Origin of the sequence: Romboutsia sp. 1001713B170131_170501_G6 (genome assembly GCF_015668195.1) — a bacterium.
GTDB lineage: Bacteria > Bacillota > Clostridia > Peptostreptococcales > Peptostreptococcaceae > Romboutsia_C.
The window spans coordinates 494626-514559 of the sequence record NZ_JADPFC010000001.1; the positions used below are offsets into that span (position 1 = coordinate 494626).

A 19934-nucleotide genomic window follows, 5' to 3' on the forward strand; every position below is an offset into this window, starting at 1 on the left:
CTCCCACCGTAAATTTATAACTAATTATCTATAGCTAACTTATTATTTTTTTCTTGTAATTGCCTTATGTAGTTCAGCCCTTTTACAATACAATATAATCCTAAACAAATGTATGTAATTTTAATTATTATATTACTTGGTACTGGTATAAATATAATTAAATTATTTATAAAATGAGCAAAAATAGATAGTTTCATAGATTTTGTATAATAATAAATATATCCTAGTATTACTCCTAATATAAAGGCATTTATCCCTTGAGGTATATTTAAATGTGCAATAGCAAATATTATCGCAGAATATATTATAGCTTTTTTATAATTTGTTTTATATTTACTTAGAAATCCATTTAATAATATTCCCCTAAAAAATAATTCTTCAAATATAGGTGCTTCTATAAGTGTTTGTAAAAATAACATTAAACTCAGTATAAAAAATTCTATACCACTAGAATTTTCAATAATAAAATCAAGAGTTTCATCAGGTATAGGTCCTTCAAACTGTGTTAATACTTCAAACAATGTAGCTTCTCTAATTAAAATATACCCTATTATTATCAAACAAATATGTAAATAGTCTTTCTTGTTAGGTTTAAAAATATTGCTATTTATTTTAGTACTACCTTTTTCTGTAAATATATGCCCTGCCAATATTACTATAGCTATACTTATAAACACTGTTGATATCATTATAAGTATCATATTATTTCCAAAAGACATGTTTGGATTTATTAGAATACTAATAAAAACTGATAACAAACTTATTATATTTTGTACTAAAATATATATAGCTATAGCAAAAAGTGATTTTAATAAAGATATTGGTTTAATTTTTATTTCATTTTTATATATTTGATTTAAATTATACATCTCCACCCCTTAAATTATTTACCCACATATATTATTTACAATTTATAACAATTGTAAACTTTAGTTATATTATACATAATACTTAATCGTTTTCCTATTACAAAATGGTTTCATTAAACTTTAAGTAAAGTATCTTGATTTAAGTTAGCTAAAGAAATTAAATGGGAATTTTTTGCATAGAATATTGTATAGAAAGAGGACAAAAATTAGCCTTCTTTAATAATATTTATAAGATTATAAACAAAATTTTATTTAGTAGATTTATTAGAGAATTTAATGATAAAAATTTTAAAAAAATATTGACAAATTAATTGAAAAATATTATCATTTAATTAAAGAGTTTGATAAGGATTATCAATTTCTATCAATGGATATATATACTTTGGTGAGGAAGTAGCCAAACTATAATAAATCCTTAAACCCTTAATTATGTATTCAAATTATGTATTCAAAAAAGTATCTTAATTTTTAAGATACTTTTTTTATGTAGATAACTAGTTAAATTTAAAAAATAAGTAAAATAATTTTGTATCAATCTTAATATTGCTGGTATTTTAATTTAAATATATTTTTATTTAATAGCATTGCTTGTATTCACAAAATTATATGTTTTAGTGCACATACTTCAAACTATAAGCTCTGATATAATTAAATTAACAGATATCATAAATTCAGAAAAATTAATTATATATAGATGAAATGGGAGGAAATAGATTGTTAGATAATAAGGGGTTTGATTTATGGGCAAGGGAGTATGATAAAAGCGTAGAAAAAAGTTCAAATGAATATCCATTTGATGGTTATTATGATGTATTAAATTATATTTATAATTCAATTATTAACAAAGAATCAAAAAAAATTTTGGATGTAGGTTTTGGGACTGGACTATTAACTAGTAAATTATATGAAGATGGAGCAAAGATATTTGGAATTGATTTTTCACAAGCAATGATAGATATAGCAAAGGAAAAGATGCCTGATGGTCTTTTTATACAAAGCGATTTTAATTTAGGTATACCTTCAGAATTAGCACATGAAAAATTTGATTATATTATATCCTCTTATGCAATTCATCATTTAAATAATGATAAAAAAGTAGAATTTATATCTAAGTTAAAGGATTTATTAAGTGAAGATGGGAAGATAATAATTGCTGATGTCGCGTTTAAAACAGAGGGTAACTTAATTGAATGTAAAAGTAAGAATTTAAATAAATGGGATGAAGATGAAATATATATGATTGAAGAGAAAATAATACCATCATTATATAAAAATAATGTTAATGCAAAATATACACAAATATCTTCTTGCGCAGGTGTTTTAGAGGTTGATTAAAGGAATAATATTACAAATTATAAGTGAAGATGAAGTCTATGGATATAAAATAATAAAAAGATTAAATTCAAAATATAAAATCTATAAAGATGGCTAGAATTGGTAAAATATATCAAAATCTAGTCATTTTTCATTATACTCTTCATTTAATTATTATAACAAGTTTAAAAAGAAAAATAAACAGACTTTAAGAAGGAGATAAAGGACTTAAGGAGCAGATTAAAATTAATTATGATGATATATATAAACAGTTATAATATAATTATATCATGGAGATATATTTAAAAAAGGTGTTGGAGAATATTTAAAAATAATAGTTGAAAGTTCGACTATTATTTTTTAGGAGATTAATTATGAAAAGAATATTAATGCTTTTTCTAAGAATGTTATCAGGCTTTTTATTATGTGCACTTTCTACTGTAATGTCAATAAAATCAAATTTGGGTTTGAGTCCATGGGATGTTTTTCATCAAGGTTTGTCTAATTTAGTTGGATTTACAATCGGTCAGGCAAGTATCATTGTCGGTCTATTAATTGTAACTATAGTTAGTATATTAGGTATAAAAATAGGATTTGGAACATTGGCAAATATGATTATGATTGGATGTTTCATAGATTTAATAATCTATATAGATATAATTCCTACAAGCATTAATTTATTTTACGGCATACTACTCATGATAGGAAGTATGTTTGTTAATGCAATAGGAAGTTATTTATATATAGGGTGTGAAATGGGATGTGGTCCGAGAGATGGATTAATGGTAGTCTTAGTAAAGCTTACATCAAAGCCTATAAGTAAAATAAGATTTTTTATAGAAGGACTGGCTCTAATAACTGGATGGGTATTAGGTGGGACTGTTGGACTAGGTACTTTATTAACTGTATTTGGGATAGGTTACTGTGTTCAAATGATATACAAAATATTTAATTTCGATGTTAAAAATTTAAATCATAAAGATATAAAACAGTGTTTTGCATTTGTTAAAGAATGCATAACTGACAAGGAGGATATTAGTGAAGTTTAGAAAATCAAAAACAAATGATGTAAAAAGTATAATGAAAATCATCAATCAAGCTCAAGAGTTCTTTAAAAATAAAGGAATAGACCAATGGCAAAACAATTATCCAAACGAAGATACAATTATTGGGGATATAAAAAATGTTGAAAGCTATGTACTAGAAAAAGATGGTGAGGTTGTTGCTACTTCAATGGTAACATTTAAAGGAGAGCCAACGTATGAATCTATCTATGATGGAAAGTGGCTAAGCAACAATAAATATGCAGCTATCCATAGAGTAGCTGTAAGTAATAACCACAAAGGGTTAGGTCTATCAACTGAGATTATTAAATGTGTAGAACAACTTTGTGTAGATAGCGGTGTACATAGTATTAAAATTGATACACATGAAGAGAATATTCCTATGCAAAGGGTACTTGAGAAAAATGGATTTAAGTATTGCGGAATAATATATGTAGATGATTCAAGTAAAAGAATAGCTTTTGAAAAATTGCTATAGTTTAATTTATTTGGTAATTATGCAATTTCTTTAGTAGTTTCTAAATTTATGTTTAGATAATAATTTTATAAAATAAAGTAATTTAATAAAACGTCGTACATGAAAATAAATATGTTTTTGTGTATGACTTTTTTATTATTACAACTTAAAAGTAATGGCTCCTTTTTTATATTAAACACAATAGATATAATAAATGTACAGCCCAAAATGCGTAGATTAGGACTTGGAAAATCTTTATTTTCAGCATCAGCACGTATTGCTATAGAAAGAGATTGTAAACGATTAGATTGGTAGTGTCTTAATTGGAATGAACCATCTATAAAATTTTATAAGAAGATAGGTGTAATTCCAATGGATGAGATTTATCCTCTATTATGCATTTGGGTAACAAATGTAAATTTCTCTTATATAATATATTAAATGTAAAGTTAGCTTGACATTTGATTTTAATATGCTACTATTAATGTATGGAAAGTTAACTTTACATTGTGTTAAGAAGGAGTGCATTGTAGTATGAATAATAGATTAGAAGAAATTAGAAAACAAAAGCAAATTACCCAAGAAGAACTAGCATCTGCACTAGAAGTTTCTAGGCAGACAATTAGTTCTTTAGAAAAAGGAAGATATAATCCTTCGATTATTCTTGCTTTTAAAATTGCACGATATTTTAATATGTCAATTGAGGAGATATTTATATATGAAGAGGAGGATAATAATGTTAAGTAAAAAAAGGAGTTTCATTATGCTAATATTAGGAGTAGTATTAGCAATTGTAGGTTTATTAGCATCAATTTTTGTAGATAAAGGAGATATAATTTCAAGGTTATTTGGATTAGTTTTTGCATTAGGGTTTGGATTAATTGGTGGAGGTTTAGGTTCGTTATATAAGATTAAACGTATTGAAAAAATACCTGGTAAATCTAAGCAAATAGAAATAGAGTATAAAGACGAAAGAAATGAACTTATAAGAGATAAAGCTAATGCTAAAGCAGGGGATATATCTAACTGGTTTGTTTTACTAATTGCTTATATTTGCATCATAATGGGATATCCAACATGGTTAGTATTCCTTATTTTAGGTGTTTTCTTATTAAAATATATTTTATGGATACTACTTATAAATAAATATAATAAAGAATTCTAATTTAAAAGGACCATATAATGGTCCTTTTAATTATTGTATTTTTTAATATTATAATTAAACATAGCATAAAAATTTATAGCATTTATTATAGTAATAGATCTACTTTTTATATTATTTTAAATATTTTACGTATGGTTTAAAACCTTTTAATTCTTCAATTACTTCATCTTCCATCCATTGTAAAACTAGATAAAATTTCTTAATATTTACTTTCTAAAACAATAATTATTAATTTTTAAGTATTTACTTGATATTTATATGATAAGCAATCTATATCTTTAACATTTTTGTTAAAATGCTCTATCTAAATTTAAAAGACCTTCTTTGGTAATGTGTTGAGCTTTAAATTCATCTACTAAAAACTTTGAAATGTATTTTATTTTACATTTGATCCCTATATTCACCAATATTACCACCTTATATTTTATTATATATAATTATAGATTAAATATATATATTTTAAAACTTATTAATGGTTTCTAAATATAATTCTAAGTAATAGCATTTTTTGTATTTATGAAATCACTTATCTTAGTGTATACTTTTTTAACTCTATATAAACTAATTAACAATGGTATAATACTAGGTACAATCTTTATATAAGTATAATTTTATTTAATGATATATTAAAAAAAGATAAAATACAAAGCTAAAGCTATAGCACATATACATTGAAAAATAGGCATAGTCGATATATATTTTTTAGTGCTTTCATTTTCATCTCTATCACTTAAATATTTTAAAATATATTTAGATCTAATCCATTCAGCTATCAAAGCTACTATAATTATTAATAAAGTAAAATAAGTATTTTTATTTAGAGGAGAAGTTATTAAAATAACTAGTATTATACCTAATATAAAAAACCTTCTTGAAAATTCTAAATCTTCAATTTCTTCTAAAAGTGCTTTATTTGGTTTAAATTTCTTTTCTGATATATAATTCCCTAAAAACATAATTATTAAAATTATAAATGGAATAACTAATTTAAAATCAATAATATTATCCATAATATTCCCCCTAATTAACTAAATAATTGTTATGTATTAAATGATAACTTACACCTATTATAATAACTAAAAAGAATGGCAATTTTGATATTTTCTTATATTGTGTATCGTTTTATATATTACTTTATATCATTATAATCTTTTAACGCATATTCAATAACATTATTATTAAAACATATATCCTTAAATGAAAATAAAAAACCTATAATTAAACCTGCTATAATATCACTATCATTAAATATAGGTAAAATAAAAATTATTATTAAAAATAATATATTTGCAATTATTCCTAATCTACGTTTCTTTTTTTCACTTAAATTATTTATTTTTCTTTGTACTTCTTGAAATAATTGTGGTTTGATATGATTTAACTTATAAAATAAAAAACTAAATAATAGTGTTGATAAATATGCCCATATTACAAAAATTATAAATGACATTATGTTTTCCCCCTAATATATTTACTTTCATATAAAATTCTAATATATCCTATATATAATTATACATTATAAATTAGTGATTTAGAATTATTAATAATGTCTGCAAAGTTAGTAGTATTAACATAGGTATAGCTAGGTCTATAAGCTCCCATAACTTTAAGCTACATATAGCCATTGATAAAAATAATGATAAACATATTGAACCTATGCTTTCTAATTTATTGATTGATATCTCACATATTCCTTTTGCATCTGAAATATTTCTCATAATAGCTGCTACTATCATATAACCTATATAAGATAGCATTGTTATACCTATGTATAAAAATAAGATGAATTATAAAAGATTTAGTGAATCAGATTTAACATTACTTTTATTATATTTGAACTAATTCATATCAGATTTTGAAAATAAGTATATCTTAGAGCTTATATATTACAGTAAATAATAAACCGTTACTTTGTTGGTAAATTATATCAAACTTAGCTAACAGAGCTAAAACATATAATATAAATTAAAAATTTAGAATTACAAATAATGAACCCTATCATAAGTAAGGGATAGGGTTCATTATTAAATAGCATTTGTTTGTTGATCAAAACTTGAAATAGGTGGAAACATCTTAAAAAATAAAAATCTTACTAAAGGAGATACAATTAATAAATTTAAAGGAATTGCAAAAATAAAGTTTGTAACTAAAGCAACACCATAAGCAGAAATAAAGTTAGAATCTAGTCCTACATTAGTAATTACTCCGAATAATGACATCCAAATAACCATACCACATCCTGTGAAAAATGACATACACAATCCTACTTTTGCCATAGAGTCAGTGGGCTTTAATATTTTACTTGTAATGACTTTCACGATTTTACCAACTATAAAAATATCTCCTATTAATGCATAAATAAAAGCAACTGGGAAACCTAGCACTGCATGCTTAAATATAGATAATGAAAATCCTTCAACTATAGCTATATTATAGCAACTCATTATAAATACCATTGTTGTAGCAATCATTAATATAAATATAAAATGCTCTTTTTTGTTTTTAAACAAGTTAAATACCTCTCTTCTAATATATTGTCAACTTGGTTGACTAATGTATAATACCATTTTTAACTCTAAAATGTCAACTAAGTTTACTAAAATTGTATTATAGAGTTAAAAATGATATATAATGTATATAGATTTAATTAAAATAAAGGAGTATTTATATGAGTTCAAATTTTCAAAGTTTAAATATAATAGATTTAATAAGTGAAAAACATGCAAAGCTTAGAAAAATGGTAATAGAAACTTGGGTCGAAAGGGGAGAAGAAAGGGTTAGTGATACAGAATCATATATGATTGCACTAATAGAAAAAAATGAATTAACAGTGGCACAGATTGGAAGGATAATAGGAATATCACGCCAAGGAGCTCATAAATGTGCAAAAGGCTTAATTGAAAGAGGATATATTATTATAGAAAATCAAGACGCAAATTCTAGAGATAAGATACTTTCTTTAACTGAAAAAGGATTAAGATTTTGTAAAGAGACATTAATTTTAAAAGAAGAATTTGAAACTAACATTATAAACTCTATAGGTGAGGATAAATTTAAAATATTAAAAGAGTGTTTAAATGAAAGTTGGTTTACAAAATAAGTATTGTGAAAAACTAACTTTAATATAAAATCCTTTAGAATATATAAAAATATAATGTGTAATAAAAAATTTTAAAAGTTACTTCATATAATAAAAATACGTTCCGTATAGCAAGATACAAAGAACCGTATCACAAGCAAGGTATCTTGATTCTTTAATATATTATAATTTAGATAAAACCTCTCATATTTGTGAATCAAATGAGAGGTTTTTAAATTTATTATTTATTATACTATTATTTGTAAGGTGATAGCCTATTGTACAACATATCATTTTTAAAGGATGTTTTCATATAGCAGGAACTCCTTTATCAGAACATATAAGATGTTAACATACAAGGTGATATTATGGAAAATGGTTGAATATAAATAATCGTTAATATACTATATAGTAGAGGTCATATTTAAAAGAGGGGAGAAAATATGAAGCTAGAAGTAAAGGATCTAAGAAAAAGTTTTTCGGAAAATGAAGTATTACATGGAGTATCCTTTTCGGTTGAAAGTGGAAAGGCACTTGGATTATTAGGGAGAAATGGTGCAGGAAAAACTACAACAATTCGTATATTAATGGATGTTTTCAAGGCTAATTCAGGTGAAGTATTAATAGATGGAAAGAAGTTTAATCCAAGAGATTATCAGATAGGCTACCTACCAGAAGAAAGAGGATTATATCCTAAAAAGAAAGTTACAGAACAGATAGTTTATTTAGCTCAGTTAAGAGGTGTAGATGCTAAGTCTGCAAAAGAAAGTACAAAGATATGGCTTAAAAAATTAGGTATAGAGGAATATGCAAATAGAACATTAGATAGCTTATCAAAAGGAAATCAACAAAAGGTTCAATTAGCACAAACATTAGTATGTGATCCAGAAATAGTTATACTTGATGAGCCATTTAGTGGGCTAGACCCAGTTAATTCACAGATACTTAAAGATACTGTCAGAGAATTAATAAGTCAAGATAAGCTAGTAATATTTTCTAGCCACCAGATGAGTTATGTTGAAGAATTTTGTGAAGAAATAGCTATAATAAATAAAGGTGAGATTGTACTAAGTGGAAATCTTAAAGAAATAAAAAAAGAATTTGGTAACAATAGATTAATATTAAGTGCAAATAATCTTACATTAAATGATTTAGAATCTATATGCAAAGATAAATTTAAGGATTTGGTAATAGTAGATGAAGTTAAAAAGGATTACTTAATACTAGTGTTAAATGAAGATGTAACTAAAAACCAACTTTTAGAAAATATATTAAAAGAAAATATAGATATAGAGAAGTTTTCTGTATATGAACCAGACTTAACAGATATATTTGTAAAGAAAGTAGGTGAAGAGTAATGAAGCAATTTTTCACAGTACTAAAATTTGAACTTGGGAATTACTTTCATAAAAAATCCTTTATAGTAAGTACTATAATAATTTCATTAGCAATGATAATTGGATTATCTCTACCTAACTTTATAGATATGTCATCCATATTGCCAGTAGGAAATAAAGGTGAAGCTAAAGTAGAGGATCTTATAGAAGAAGATAAAACTAATTTTGCAATATATGATGAAAAGAATATTATTTCTAATAAAGGAGAGCTAAAGGCCTATTTTCCAAATTCATATTGGAAAGTTGTAAAAAATAAAGATGAATTAAACAAGTTAGTTGAAAATAAAGATGTAGAAGCAGGTTTTAATGTTAAAAGTTTAACTGAATATGATTATGTTGTTCAAAATACTAAATTTAATGATGAAAATAAGTATATATTTGATGAACTTTTACAAAAAGAGTATAGAAAAAATAAACTTACTAGCGAAGGAATAGATTTTAACAAGGTAGATACAATTTATAATACTCAAATAGCAGCTAATGTTGAAATACTAGGCAAAGATAGTGCAAATAATTATTTTTATGCCTATATACTAATTTTCGTTATATATATGATGATTATAATGTATGGTCAATTAATTGCTATGGGAATAACTGCAGAAAAAAGCAATAGAGCAATAGAGGTATTAGTAACAAGTACAAATACAAATAATTTAATATTTGGTAAAGTTATTGCAGGTGCAATAGCAAGTATATTACAAGTTGGAGTAATAATGTCATCAGTACTTATTGCATATAAGGTAAATAGTGAAGCTTGGAATGGAATATTAGATAACTTATTTAAAATTCCTTCAGAATTAATAGCTACATTTGCTATATTTGGGATATTAGGTTACCTATTCTATTCATTCATATTTGGGGCATTAGGAGCATTAGTATCAAAGACAGAAGACATAGGATCAAGTGTTGGACCTATAATGATGATATTTATTGTAGTATTTATGATTAGTATATTTGGATTAACTAATGGAGATAGTACACTAATAAAAGTTTGTTCATATATACCATTTGCATCTCCAATGACAATGATAGTAAGAGTTGCAACAGGAGCTGTTACATCAGTAGAATTTATAATATCTGTATTAATATTAATAGCATCAACAGTATTAGCGGGAATAGGTGGTGCTAAGATATACAGAATGGCTACCTTAATGTATGGAAATCCAATAAAATTAAAAAATGCTCTAAAATGGCTTAAAAGTGAAAAGTAAATATTAAAATATGTGAAAAGCTAGGCTTTTAGCCTAGTTTTTTTAGTGCCTAGATAAATATAAATTATTTATAAAATATGTAAGTAAAAGTATACCTAAAAAATTTAAAAATATATTGACAAACTAATTGAAAAGTATTATCATTTACTTAGGGAATTGAGAAAGATAATCAATTTCGGAATGTGGAGGTATACATATGAAAATAATATATTGGAGTGGTACAGGAAATACTGAGGCTATGGCAAATCTTATAGCTAAAGGAATAACTAACTCTAAAAAGGAAGTTACAACTTTAACTGTAGATAAAGTCAGTATAGATGACATAAAAAATGATGATATATTAATATTAGGATGCCCTTCTATGGGGTGTGAAGAACTAGAAGAAAGTGAGTTTGAACCATTTATAACATCTTTAAAGCAAATAGGAAATGGTAAGAAAGCCTTATTATTTGGGTCTTATGGCTGGGGAGATGGAGAATGGATGAGAAACTGGGAAGAACAAATGAAAGAATATGGCTTTGAAATACCTCTAGAGCCTGTTATTGTAAATGAAATGCCTGAAGGCAGTGATGAAGAAAAATGTATACACTTTGGTGAGGAAATAGCTAAACTATAATAAATCCTTAAACCCTTAATTTATGTATTCAAAAAAGTATCTTAATTTTTAAGATACTTTTTTTATGTGGATAAACTAGTTAAATTTTAAAAATAAGTAAAATAATTATGTATCATAGCTTAACATTATTGGCGTTTTGATTTAAATATATTTTTAGGAGTAATTATTAAATAAAATTATAGAAAATTAACCTATTGATAGTACAATATAATTAAAGATCAAAACTGGTAAAATTATTAAATCTAGGGGGATATTCATGAACAAAAAAAGAAATATTGTTTTAAGTATATGTTTTTTATTGGGAATAGTAGGTATTGTTATGGTATATATGAAGGGTAATGATGGGAAAAAAATAAAGAGCTTAAAACAAGTGTATTTTGAAATGATAGAAGATGATATAAAAGGAGAAAAAATTACTTCAGATGAAGTGGTGAAAAATATTGAAAAAATTTTAGCAAAAGACGACTCATTTACTTATGAAAAAACTGAAGATGAAGGTAATGAAATTAGAAATAAAATAAATACATATAAATTTGAAAATAAAAATGAAATACTAGAAGTGTCATATTTAAAAGATGAGAACAATAAAGAAGGGGATATAAATTTTATATCATATGAATTAAAAAAAGAAGAGAGCAACCCATATATAGGAATAAGTTACTTTAAGCAAAAAGAAGGTACTTATGTATTAGGAACAGTATTATATCCAGAGAATTTAACTGAACAAAGAAAGTTTCTAAACATAATTAAAAAGGGAAAAGAAGTCGATGAAATATATAAGATGTATTATGAATTAGCGCCATATGTAGAAGATGGTAAGAGCATAAGTGTTGAAGCAATAGAGAATATACTAGTAGAAAAATCAGAGGACATAGAACATGATACAAAAGATGGAGTAACTACTTATTATATTGTAAAAAAAGATAAGTATAGACTTAATATTTTATATAATAAAGAAGAAAACAAAATAATTTTTACCTCAATTGAAAATGATTACCCTATAAATGAAGCAAATGTATATTGTAGTGAAGATAAAACAGAAAAAGAATCTAAAGTGATTACGACAATTAATAAAGATTTAAAAGAACAGAAAACTATGGTTAAAGATGTAGTACAAAGTAAAAAGTAAGTAATATTAATGCTTTTAATATAATTTTACTTAATAGCTTTGTTTATGTTCACGAAATCATCTGTTTTAGTGGACATTTAGCTTAATATTAAAGTTGTAATACAGCTAGGCTAATAGTTATATTACAATATAGGTAAAATGGAGTTTACAGGTACAGGGGGATAAATATGGAAATATAGGATATTTATGATAAGGATAGAATTAAAACAGGAGAAACAATGGTAAGAGGTAGCAAATTTAAAGAAGATACTTACCATATGGTAGTCCATGTATGTATTTTTAATTTAGAAGGCAAAATGCTAATTCAACAAAGGCAGCCGTTTAAAGATGGATGGCCAAATATGTGGGATATTACAGTTGGAGGTAGTGCTATATCTGGGGATACAAGTCAATTAGCAGCAGAGCGTGAAGTCTATGAGGAAATAGGCTATAAGTTATCATTGGATGGAGTAAGGCCAGCCCGTACGATAAATTTTGATAAAGGATTTGACGATATATATTTAATTAAACAAGACATAGATGTATCGAAGTTAAATTTGCAATATGAGGAAGTTCAATCAGTTAAATGGGCATCAATGGAAGCAATATTATCTATGATTGATGAAGAAACTTTTGTACCCTATCATAAAAGCTTAATAGAATTGTTATTTTTTATGAGAAATAGGAACGGTACACATACTAGGTAAATGTCAAATTCGTAAAATGTATGAATTTATTATAATACTTAATGTTATTCATGGTGTTCAATAAAACATATCTTTTTATATTTAGTTGTTATACGTAAATTTTATTGCTATAAAAATAGTTAATTTAATTAAATACTGCTCAAGAAATTAAACTCATATTTTCTTACACAGGATATTTTATATTAAGAGGGCTAAAATTAGCCCTCTTTAATAATGCTTATAAAATTAGTTTGAAATATATTAATGTTGTTTAAGAAACTTTAGTTTTGATTATTTATATAGTAACTTATTAAATCAACTAGATACTAATTTTCTAACTTTGTATATTTGTAAATTCTGTAATATGCTCCAAGTTCTATTGTCAAACTAGACAATAGAACTTGGAGCTATAATTATATATTGATAAGTATCTTTTCTATAAAAAATTAATGAAATGTAGTTGCCACCTTTTATTATTTAAAGTTTTAAAAAGGATTTTTTATACAAAAATAACAAAAGTACTTGAAATAATTAACTACTTAGTGATACTATATAGCAGTAGTAAGTAATACTAAGTAGTGGTGGTGATTAAAATAGAAAATATAAGCGAAATGTTAAAAGGGATTTTACAAGGAATAATATTACAAATTATAAGCGAAGATGAAGTTTATGGATATGAAATAGTAAAAAGACTAAATTCAATGGGATTTAGTGAAATTGCAGAGGGAACAGTTTATACAGTTTTAGTTAGGCTCGAACGAAATAAAATGGTAAATATAACCAAAAAACCTTCACAATTAGGTCCACCTAGAAAATTTTATTCTTTAAATGAAAAAGGAATCACTGAATTAGAATCATTTTGGACAAGATGGAATTTTTTAGAAAGTAGAATTAATGCGCTAAAAAAATAGGAGGTATATTAGAATGAAATTTAGTAAAGATACAATGGATAGCATAAGAAAGTTTGCAAGCATTGAGGCAGTAAAACATTTAAATGATAGTGAAATAAGTTATATTGAACAATTAAATAGAAAAACTAATAACTTTAAAAATAAATTTAAAAACAAATTAGATAAATTTAAATTAACATCAAAACAGTCTAAAGAAATACAGGAAGATTTCATAATTTATATGAGTGATTATATGACAGACTTAATAGATAAAGGTCACTCTGAGGAAGAAGCGCTAGAAATTGCAAAAACTAACCTTGCATCAAATAGTCAAAGTGATGAATCAGAGTATTTAAAAAATAAATATACTGAATATTATCTATCAAGAGATCCACAAATGGATGAAATAATAGGGCTTTATTATGGTGGATTTACTCTAATAGGACTTACTTTAGGAATAGTAATTGGGATTATTATTTCATTTACTTATTTTAAAAATTATTCCTGGGTAACAATTGGAGTATCTACAATACTAGGAATTATACTTGGTGTAGGAATGGGATTATTAAAAAATGCTTCATTAGTAAAAAAATATAAATAATAATATTTTCTGTGAATATTAAATAAAGCATTTGTTTTAATGAATATTTATTGTGATGTAAATTCTGCTACAATTAAATAAAAAAGGAGTTGTGGGTTATTAAAACTTTTAATAATATTCAATACAATAGTATTCAAGATGGGGATGTAGTTATATTTTATGTAAATGAATTATATGCAAAATATACTTTGACAGAAATAAAAAAATGCATAAGTGAACTAAATGAAAAATTTGTAGTAAAAGAAAATATATTTAAAAATACTATAAATGTATTTTTAGCACCAAATAGAAAAGAATTTGAATATCTTATTTTAAATATTTTAAAGGTTAATATTAAAATTCCAACAAATAAAGCTAGAATTGCACAACCTCAAAGGACAGATTTGATTTTATTGTGTCCTACATCATATGATACTGATTCAATATATACATACGATGAAGGATATTATAAAAGATTGTTAAAACACGAGATGATTCATATGTTTCAGGAGCACTTAAATGTTGATATGGAAAATACATCAAGAGGGTTTGCAGAAGGAATTGCAGTTTATTTATCAAAGCAGTACGAATATGAAGATGAATTTAAAAATCCTGTAATTGAAGGAGTTTTAAATAAGAAAATACCTTCAATAGAAGAGATAAATAATAATATTGTACTTTGTTATGATTGGGGATGGACTATTGTTAAGTATATAGATGAAGTTTATGGCTTTGACACTGTACTTAATATTTTTAGAAGTTGTGGAAGTTATGATGTCATAGGATTTATGAGAAACGATAAAGTAGAATTTGAAGAAAAATGGAAAGCTTGGCTGTTAAGTAAATAAAGTTTTATTTATTGATTTTGTTATAAAATTGTGTTATAAAATATAAAAAAGTGGCTTCTATTATAGTAATAGAGCCACTTTTTTATATTATTTAAAATATTTTCCGTAAGGCGTAAAATGATTTAATTCTTCAATTACTTCATCTAAAGGATTATGATTTTTTTCAATATCATCACCAATAAACTTTGATAGATAATTAAATAAAAATTCTCCAATTCCATCCATTACAAAACTAGATAAATTATCTCCATCTTCACTTTCTAAAACAATAATTATTAATTTACCAGTGCTTATTTGATATTCATAAGATGAGCACTTTATATCTTCATCATTTTTGTTAAAATGTTCTATAGTTATTTGTATTTCTGATTTTTCATTTTCACTTAGTAGAGATTGAATAAAATCTGAATCACTTATTTTATATATTATTGAATTGTCATTTAACTCAATCGTAGAAATATTTTCATTTAAATTTAAAAGGTCTTCTTTAGTAATTTGGTGAGCCTTAAATTCATTTACTAAACACCTTGAAATGTCTTTTATTTTACATTTGTTCCCTATATTCATCAATATTACCCCCTTATATTTTATTATATATTATACTATATTATGTTAATTTGATATATCTATTTTGATATTATATTGTGTAATATAAGTTTCTTTTGTAGTAACACATCTAGTATATTTTTACTTCTAGTTTTACCAAGGCTAGAATAGGATAACTCATAAATAACTTGAAAGGCTTTACAAAGGATATATTGGAGAAAATTCTATATTTTAACTGTATTTTTATATATAATTATCTTAGAATTATATTAGGGAGGGGTAAATTTGAACAAAAAAGTAAAATATGAGATATTAGAATGGATTAAAACCATATCTTTTTCGTTAATTCTTGTAATAGGAATAACCTTTATGGTGCAACCAACTATAGTTAATGGGCAGTCTATGTATCCAACATTAGAAAATAAAGATTATTTATTTGTAAATAAGTTAGCGTACAAGGTTGAAAGTCCTAAAAGAGGGGATATAATAGTTTTTAATACAGAATTAATTGATAAAAAAAGTAATAAGATAAAAAACTTAGTAAAAAGGGTAATTGCATTGCCTGGGGAACATATAGTTATAAAAAATAGTGAAGTTTATATAGATGGTAAGCTTTTAGATGAAAGTTACATAAATGGAGTATATACATCTGGTGATATAGATATTATAGTACCTGAAAATCACATATTTACTATGGGTGACAATAGGCCATATAGTGGAGATAGTAGAAATAGTGAGGTAGGTACTATATCTTTAGATGATGTTGTTGGTAAAGTTTCAATACGTTTATATCCCTTTGATAAGTTGGGAACGGTTAATTAAATTGAAAATTAATAAGCATTGATATAAAAAAGGGGAGTGGTCATTGGTAATTAGGATTCAATATATCGTAATTTTTATTATTATTTTATCCACGATGTACTCTATATATCTAGGGGATTCATATACAATTACAGGCATTTTAGGAATTATATTTATGGTTTCTTGCATTTTAAGAAGTAAATCAGAAAATAGAAATATAATCGTAAATTTAGCATTTTGGCTATCTAGTATAATTATAGTAACTTCTTTTGTTTTAGAAAAATTTATTAAATAAAGAATAGTGTTCAAAAAACATATATTTTATATTCAGTTACTATATACAAATTTACATAGTAGTATTATTTGTGTTCGTCAAATCATATGTTTTAGTAAGTTATAGATATGCAGAATTGATTTTTTAGAAACCAAAAAAGTATCTTAATTTATAAAGATACTTTTTTGTAAATTTATTTAGTAACTACATTTAATAACATAGCCTTTATTTATTAAGATAAATATATTTATAGTAGATTCATAAATGTTGTTATAACTGCTGAGTTTATAAATTCTATAAATAATGCTCCAACTAATGGTAATATGAAAAATGCATTAGGTGCAGGACCGTATTTAGAAGTTACAGATTCCATATTTGCTATTCCATTTGGTGTAGCTCCAAGGCCAAATCCACAGTGTCCTGCTGCAAGCACTGCTGCTGTGTAATCTTTCCCCATAACGTTAAATGTAACAAAGTAGGCAAATAGTATCATTAATAATGTCTGTAAAGTTAGTAGTATTAATATAGGTATAGCCAGGTCTACAAGCTCCCATAACTTTAAGCTACACATAGCCATTGATAAAAATAATGATAAAGATATTGAACCTAAGCATTCTAATTCATTACTTGATACACTATGTATTCCTTTTGCATCTGAAACATTTCTCATAATAGCTGCTACAACCATAGAACCTATATAAGATGGCATTGTTATACCCATATATGAAAATAAGCCTGATACTATAGTTCCAAGTCCCATAGCTATTATTATTTGTATAATTGAGCTTATCAATTTACTTTCTGAAAGTTTTCCTATAGATATTTCATCGTATGATACTTCTTCAGTTACGTTTGTTGATATTAATTCTTCTTTTACTTCTATTTCTTCTGGTTTGAGATTATGTTTTTGAACTAATCTATTTGCAAGAGGACCACCTATAATACTTCCAGATACTAGTCCAAATGTAGCACAAGCCATAGCTATACTAAGAGCACCTTCAAGTCCATTTGCTTCCATAATAGGGCCAAATGCACCAGAAGCTCCATGACCACCTGTCATAGAAACTGAACTTGAAACTAATCCTAATAGTGGGTCTACACCTATTAACTTAGCAGAGAAAACACCAACTATATTTTGAGCTAATATCAATATTACTGATATAATTAAAAACTTAATTACCTGTGTTCCACCTTTTTTTAAAACTTTCAGACTTGCAGTGAATCCAACCGTTGTAAAGAAGGCTGTCATTAATATATTTTGTAGCGTTGTATCAAATACTATAGTAATTACTCCTGCTTGTCTTAATATAAAGGCTATTATTGCAAAAGAAAATCCTCCTACAACTGGCGATGGTATGCAGTATTTATTTAATATAGAAATTTTACTTTTTATAAAAGACCCGATTAAAAGTACAGCAGTAGTAAATGCAATACTTTGAATTATATCTAAATTTAGTACCGTCATTTTTAATTCACTTGAAAATTGAAACATAAATTTTTCCTCCTTAATGTAATTTTGAAGTTTAAATCTTAAATCTTACGATGAATAATTTTAAAATTTAAATTCTTTTGAATTTATTTTCTGATAATTAAGAACAGAAAAATATCTAATTTTGTAGAACTTATTCTATATATTACAATAAAATGTTGATAAAGTCAACTTAATTGATACATTAGGAGGTTTTATAGACAAATTATAAAGTATTTAGGAAATTATATTTTAAAGCAAAGTGGAATGAAAAAAGGTAAATATATAGCGATTAAATACGAAAAAGTACAATATAATCGGTGTATAAATTGAAGATGATGAATTAATAAAACTAACAATGTCAATTGCATTATTTGTAGGAGGGAAGGGGTGTTATATTACTTTCTAAAAAGACGGTAAAGATATTAGAATCTAGTGGTTAGGTTTACTACGTATTTACTATTGGAATCATGAAAATCATATTGATTTAGTAATCAATATGATTTTTATTTTTAATATAAAATGCATACTCTACATTTATTCATTAATACCTTTCGTTATGTTCAGCAGCTTCTGCATTTGCTTTAGTTTCATGAACTGCACCATGTGGGTGCTCAGGAGGAGCATAGATAGCGTACAATTTAAGTGGTTTATTTCCCGTATTAATTACATTGTGCCATTTACCAGCAGGTATCATGATAGCATAGTCATCATAGACTTTTCTTTGAAAATCCAAATTATCTTTACTATCTCCCATTTTAACAAGTCCTTGACCTTCTTCAATACGTATAAATTGATCACCTGTTGGATGAACTTCTAAACCTATGTCATCTCCAATATCAATGCTCATTAGGGTAACTTGCAAATCATCTCCTGTCCATAAAACTGTACGAAATGTATTGTTTTGTTCAGTAGCATCATCAATATTAACTACAAATGGATTTGGACCAGAATCCTTCAATCTAATAAAGGGTCTATCGAAGTCTGAGTTATATATTTGTGCGCTACCCCAGAAAGTTTGAGGATACATATTATACATTTGTGGGTTAATCCAGAAAGGGTATTGGTACATATTATACATTGATGTATTAATCCAGAAAGGGGATGAATAGGGATTATAAACATTATACATACTTATCACTCCTTTTATAGACTTTATAACACTATATGATATATGTTTATAAAAGATGATTATTTCATTTTAGGTTAAGATATAATTGATCAACATATAAAGTGATATTATGGAAAATAGTTGAATATAAATAATCGTTAATATTCTCTATAGTAGAGGACATATTTAAATAGGGGAGAAAATATGAAGCTAGAAGTAAAGGATCTAAGAAAAAGTTTTTCAGAAAATGAAGTATTACATGGAGTATCCTTTTCGGTTGAAAGTGGAAAGGCACTTGGATTATTAGAAAGAAATGGGGCAGGAAAAACTACAACAATTTATATATTAATTTGATGAGCTTTTACAAAAAGAGTATAGAAAAAATAAAATTACTAGCGAAGGAATAGATTTTAATAGGGTAGATGCAATTTATAATACTAAAATAGCATC

General features: G+C 25.3%; 24 protein-coding genes. 16 read left to right on the forward strand and 8 right to left on the reverse strand.

The window, feature by feature from the left end; genetic code table 11:
• Window positions 1–20: 20 nt before the first annotated feature.
• Window positions 21–869, reverse strand: a complete 849-nt coding sequence (locus tag I4U89_RS02490; protein WP_195938092.1) for a CPBP family intramembrane glutamic endopeptidase — start codon at window positions 867–869, stop codon at window positions 21–23.
• A 714-nt stretch (window positions 870–1583) separates the two neighbouring features.
• On the opposite strand from I4U89_RS02490, the gene I4U89_RS02495 reads away from it, so the two are divergent.
• The 5 genes from I4U89_RS02495 to I4U89_RS02515 all read left to right on the forward strand — a co-directional run bounded on the left by I4U89_RS02495 (window position 1584) and on the right by I4U89_RS02515 (window position 4869).
• Window positions 1584–2204 (forward strand): class I SAM-dependent methyltransferase, encoded by a 621-nt coding sequence (locus tag I4U89_RS02495; protein WP_195938093.1) that lies wholly within the window; start codon window positions 1584–1586, stop codon window positions 2202–2204.
• A 353-nt stretch (window positions 2205–2557) separates the two neighbouring features.
• Entirely contained in the window at window positions 2558–3232 is a 675-nt protein-coding gene (locus tag I4U89_RS02500) for a YczE/YyaS/YitT family protein (RefSeq protein ID WP_195938094.1), read from the forward strand.
• On the forward strand, window positions 3222–3725 hold the full coding sequence (locus I4U89_RS02505; protein WP_195938095.1) for a GNAT family N-acetyltransferase: 504 nt from the start codon (window positions 3222–3224) through the stop codon (window positions 3723–3725). Before I4U89_RS02500 ends, I4U89_RS02505 begins: the two co-directional genes overlap by 11 nt.
• A gap of 513 nt (window positions 3726–4238) precedes the next feature.
• Window positions 4239–4451, forward strand: a complete 213-nt coding sequence (locus I4U89_RS02510; RefSeq protein ID WP_195236989.1) for a helix-turn-helix transcriptional regulator — start codon at window positions 4239–4241, stop codon at window positions 4449–4451.
• Between the two features lie 16 nt (window positions 4452–4467).
• Entirely contained in the window at window positions 4468–4869 is a 402-nt protein-coding gene (locus I4U89_RS02515; RefSeq protein ID WP_195938096.1) for a hypothetical protein, read from the forward strand.
• 626 nt (window positions 4870–5495) lie between these two features.
• On the opposite strand, the gene I4U89_RS02520 is transcribed toward I4U89_RS02515, so the two are convergent.
• From I4U89_RS02520 to I4U89_RS02535, 4 genes are all read right to left on the reverse strand, one after another.
• The gene (locus tag I4U89_RS02520) at window positions 5496–5879 is read right to left on the reverse strand and encodes a hypothetical protein (RefSeq protein WP_195938097.1); all 384 of its coding nucleotides are present in this window, start codon (window positions 5877–5879) and stop codon (window positions 5496–5498) included.
• Window positions 5880–5998: 119 nt separating this feature from the next.
• On the reverse strand, window positions 5999–6319 hold the full coding sequence (locus I4U89_RS02525; RefSeq protein WP_195938098.1) for a hypothetical protein: 321 nt from the start codon (window positions 6317–6319) through the stop codon (window positions 5999–6001).
• Between the two features lie 73 nt (window positions 6320–6392).
• A complete protein-coding gene (locus tag I4U89_RS02530) occupies window positions 6393–6626 on the reverse strand; it encodes a sodium/glutamate symporter (protein WP_195938099.1) in 234 nt (77 codons plus the stop codon).
• A gap of 267 nt (window positions 6627–6893) precedes the next feature.
• Entirely contained in the window at window positions 6894–7379 is a 486-nt protein-coding gene (locus tag I4U89_RS02535; protein WP_195938100.1) for a DUF2798 domain-containing protein, read from the reverse strand.
• A 158-nt stretch (window positions 7380–7537) separates the two neighbouring features.
• Here I4U89_RS02535 and I4U89_RS02540 point away from each other — a divergent pair, with 158 nt between their 5' ends.
• From I4U89_RS02540 to I4U89_RS02580, 9 genes are all read left to right on the forward strand, one after another.
• Window positions 7538–7969 carry a MarR family winged helix-turn-helix transcriptional regulator gene (locus tag I4U89_RS02540; protein ID WP_195938101.1) on the forward strand — a complete coding sequence of 144 codons (432 nt, stop codon included), beginning with the start codon at window positions 7538–7540 and terminating at the stop codon, window positions 7967–7969.
• A gap of 422 nt (window positions 7970–8391) precedes the next feature.
• Complete coding sequence (locus tag I4U89_RS02545; RefSeq protein WP_195938102.1) at window positions 8392–9306, forward strand: ABC transporter ATP-binding protein; 915 nt, start codon at window positions 8392–8394, stop codon at window positions 9304–9306.
• Window positions 9306–10556, forward strand: a complete 1251-nt coding sequence (locus I4U89_RS02550) for an ABC transporter permease (RefSeq protein ID WP_195938103.1) — start codon at window positions 9306–9308, stop codon at window positions 10554–10556. The genes I4U89_RS02545 and I4U89_RS02550 overlap by 1 nt, the downstream gene beginning before the upstream one ends.
• A gap of 196 nt (window positions 10557–10752) precedes the next feature.
• Complete coding sequence (locus tag I4U89_RS02555; protein WP_195938104.1) at window positions 10753–11172, forward strand: flavodoxin; 420 nt, start codon at window positions 10753–10755, stop codon at window positions 11170–11172.
• 256 nt (window positions 11173–11428) lie between these two features.
• The gene (locus I4U89_RS02560) at window positions 11429–12301 is read left to right on the forward strand and encodes a hypothetical protein (RefSeq protein WP_195938105.1); all 873 of its coding nucleotides are present in this window, start codon (window positions 11429–11431) and stop codon (window positions 12299–12301) included.
• Between the two features lie 218 nt (window positions 12302–12519).
• Window positions 12520–12987, forward strand: coding sequence for an NUDIX hydrolase (locus I4U89_RS02565; RefSeq protein ID WP_243279120.1), 468 nt, complete (start codon window positions 12520–12522; stop codon window positions 12985–12987).
• Between the two features lie 563 nt (window positions 12988–13550).
• On the forward strand, window positions 13551–13877 hold the full coding sequence (locus tag I4U89_RS02570) for a PadR family transcriptional regulator (protein ID WP_330615513.1): 327 nt from the start codon (window positions 13551–13553) through the stop codon (window positions 13875–13877).
• Between the two features lie 13 nt (window positions 13878–13890).
• Window positions 13891–14457 carry a hypothetical protein gene (locus I4U89_RS02575; RefSeq protein WP_195938106.1) on the forward strand — a complete coding sequence of 189 codons (567 nt, stop codon included), beginning with the start codon at window positions 13891–13893 and terminating at the stop codon, window positions 14455–14457.
• 89 nt (window positions 14458–14546) lie between these two features.
• Window positions 14547–15284 carry a hypothetical protein gene (locus tag I4U89_RS02580; protein ID WP_195938107.1) on the forward strand — a complete coding sequence of 246 codons (738 nt, stop codon included), beginning with the start codon at window positions 14547–14549 and terminating at the stop codon, window positions 15282–15284.
• A gap of 87 nt (window positions 15285–15371) precedes the next feature.
• Here the strand turns inward: I4U89_RS02580 and I4U89_RS02585 are convergent, their stop codons facing one another.
• The gene (locus tag I4U89_RS02585) at window positions 15372–15851 is read right to left on the reverse strand and encodes a hypothetical protein (protein ID WP_195938108.1); all 480 of its coding nucleotides are present in this window, start codon (window positions 15849–15851) and stop codon (window positions 15372–15374) included.
• Window positions 15852–16115: 264 nt separating this feature from the next.
• On the opposite strand from I4U89_RS02585, the gene lepB reads away from it, so the two are divergent.
• The gene (lepB, locus tag I4U89_RS02590; protein WP_195938109.1) at window positions 16116–16652 is read left to right on the forward strand and encodes a signal peptidase I; all 537 of its coding nucleotides are present in this window, start codon (window positions 16116–16118) and stop codon (window positions 16650–16652) included.
• Between the two features lie 500 nt (window positions 16653–17152).
• Here lepB and gltS read toward each other — a convergent pair whose 3' ends face one another.
• On the reverse strand, window positions 17153–18397 hold the full coding sequence (gene gltS, locus I4U89_RS02595; protein ID WP_330615514.1) for a sodium/glutamate symporter: 1245 nt from the start codon (window positions 18395–18397) through the stop codon (window positions 17153–17155).
• A gap of 520 nt (window positions 18398–18917) precedes the next feature.
• Entirely contained in the window at window positions 18918–19238 is a 321-nt protein-coding gene (locus tag I4U89_RS15915) for a cupin domain-containing protein (protein WP_330615515.1), read from the reverse strand.
• Window positions 19239–19688: 450 nt separating this feature from the next.
• On the opposite strand from I4U89_RS15915, the gene I4U89_RS02605 reads away from it, so the two are divergent.
• Window positions 19689–19838, forward strand: a complete 150-nt coding sequence (locus I4U89_RS02605) for an ATP-binding cassette domain-containing protein (RefSeq protein ID WP_279311284.1) — start codon at window positions 19689–19691, stop codon at window positions 19836–19838.
• Window positions 19839–19934 lie beyond the last annotated feature (96 nt).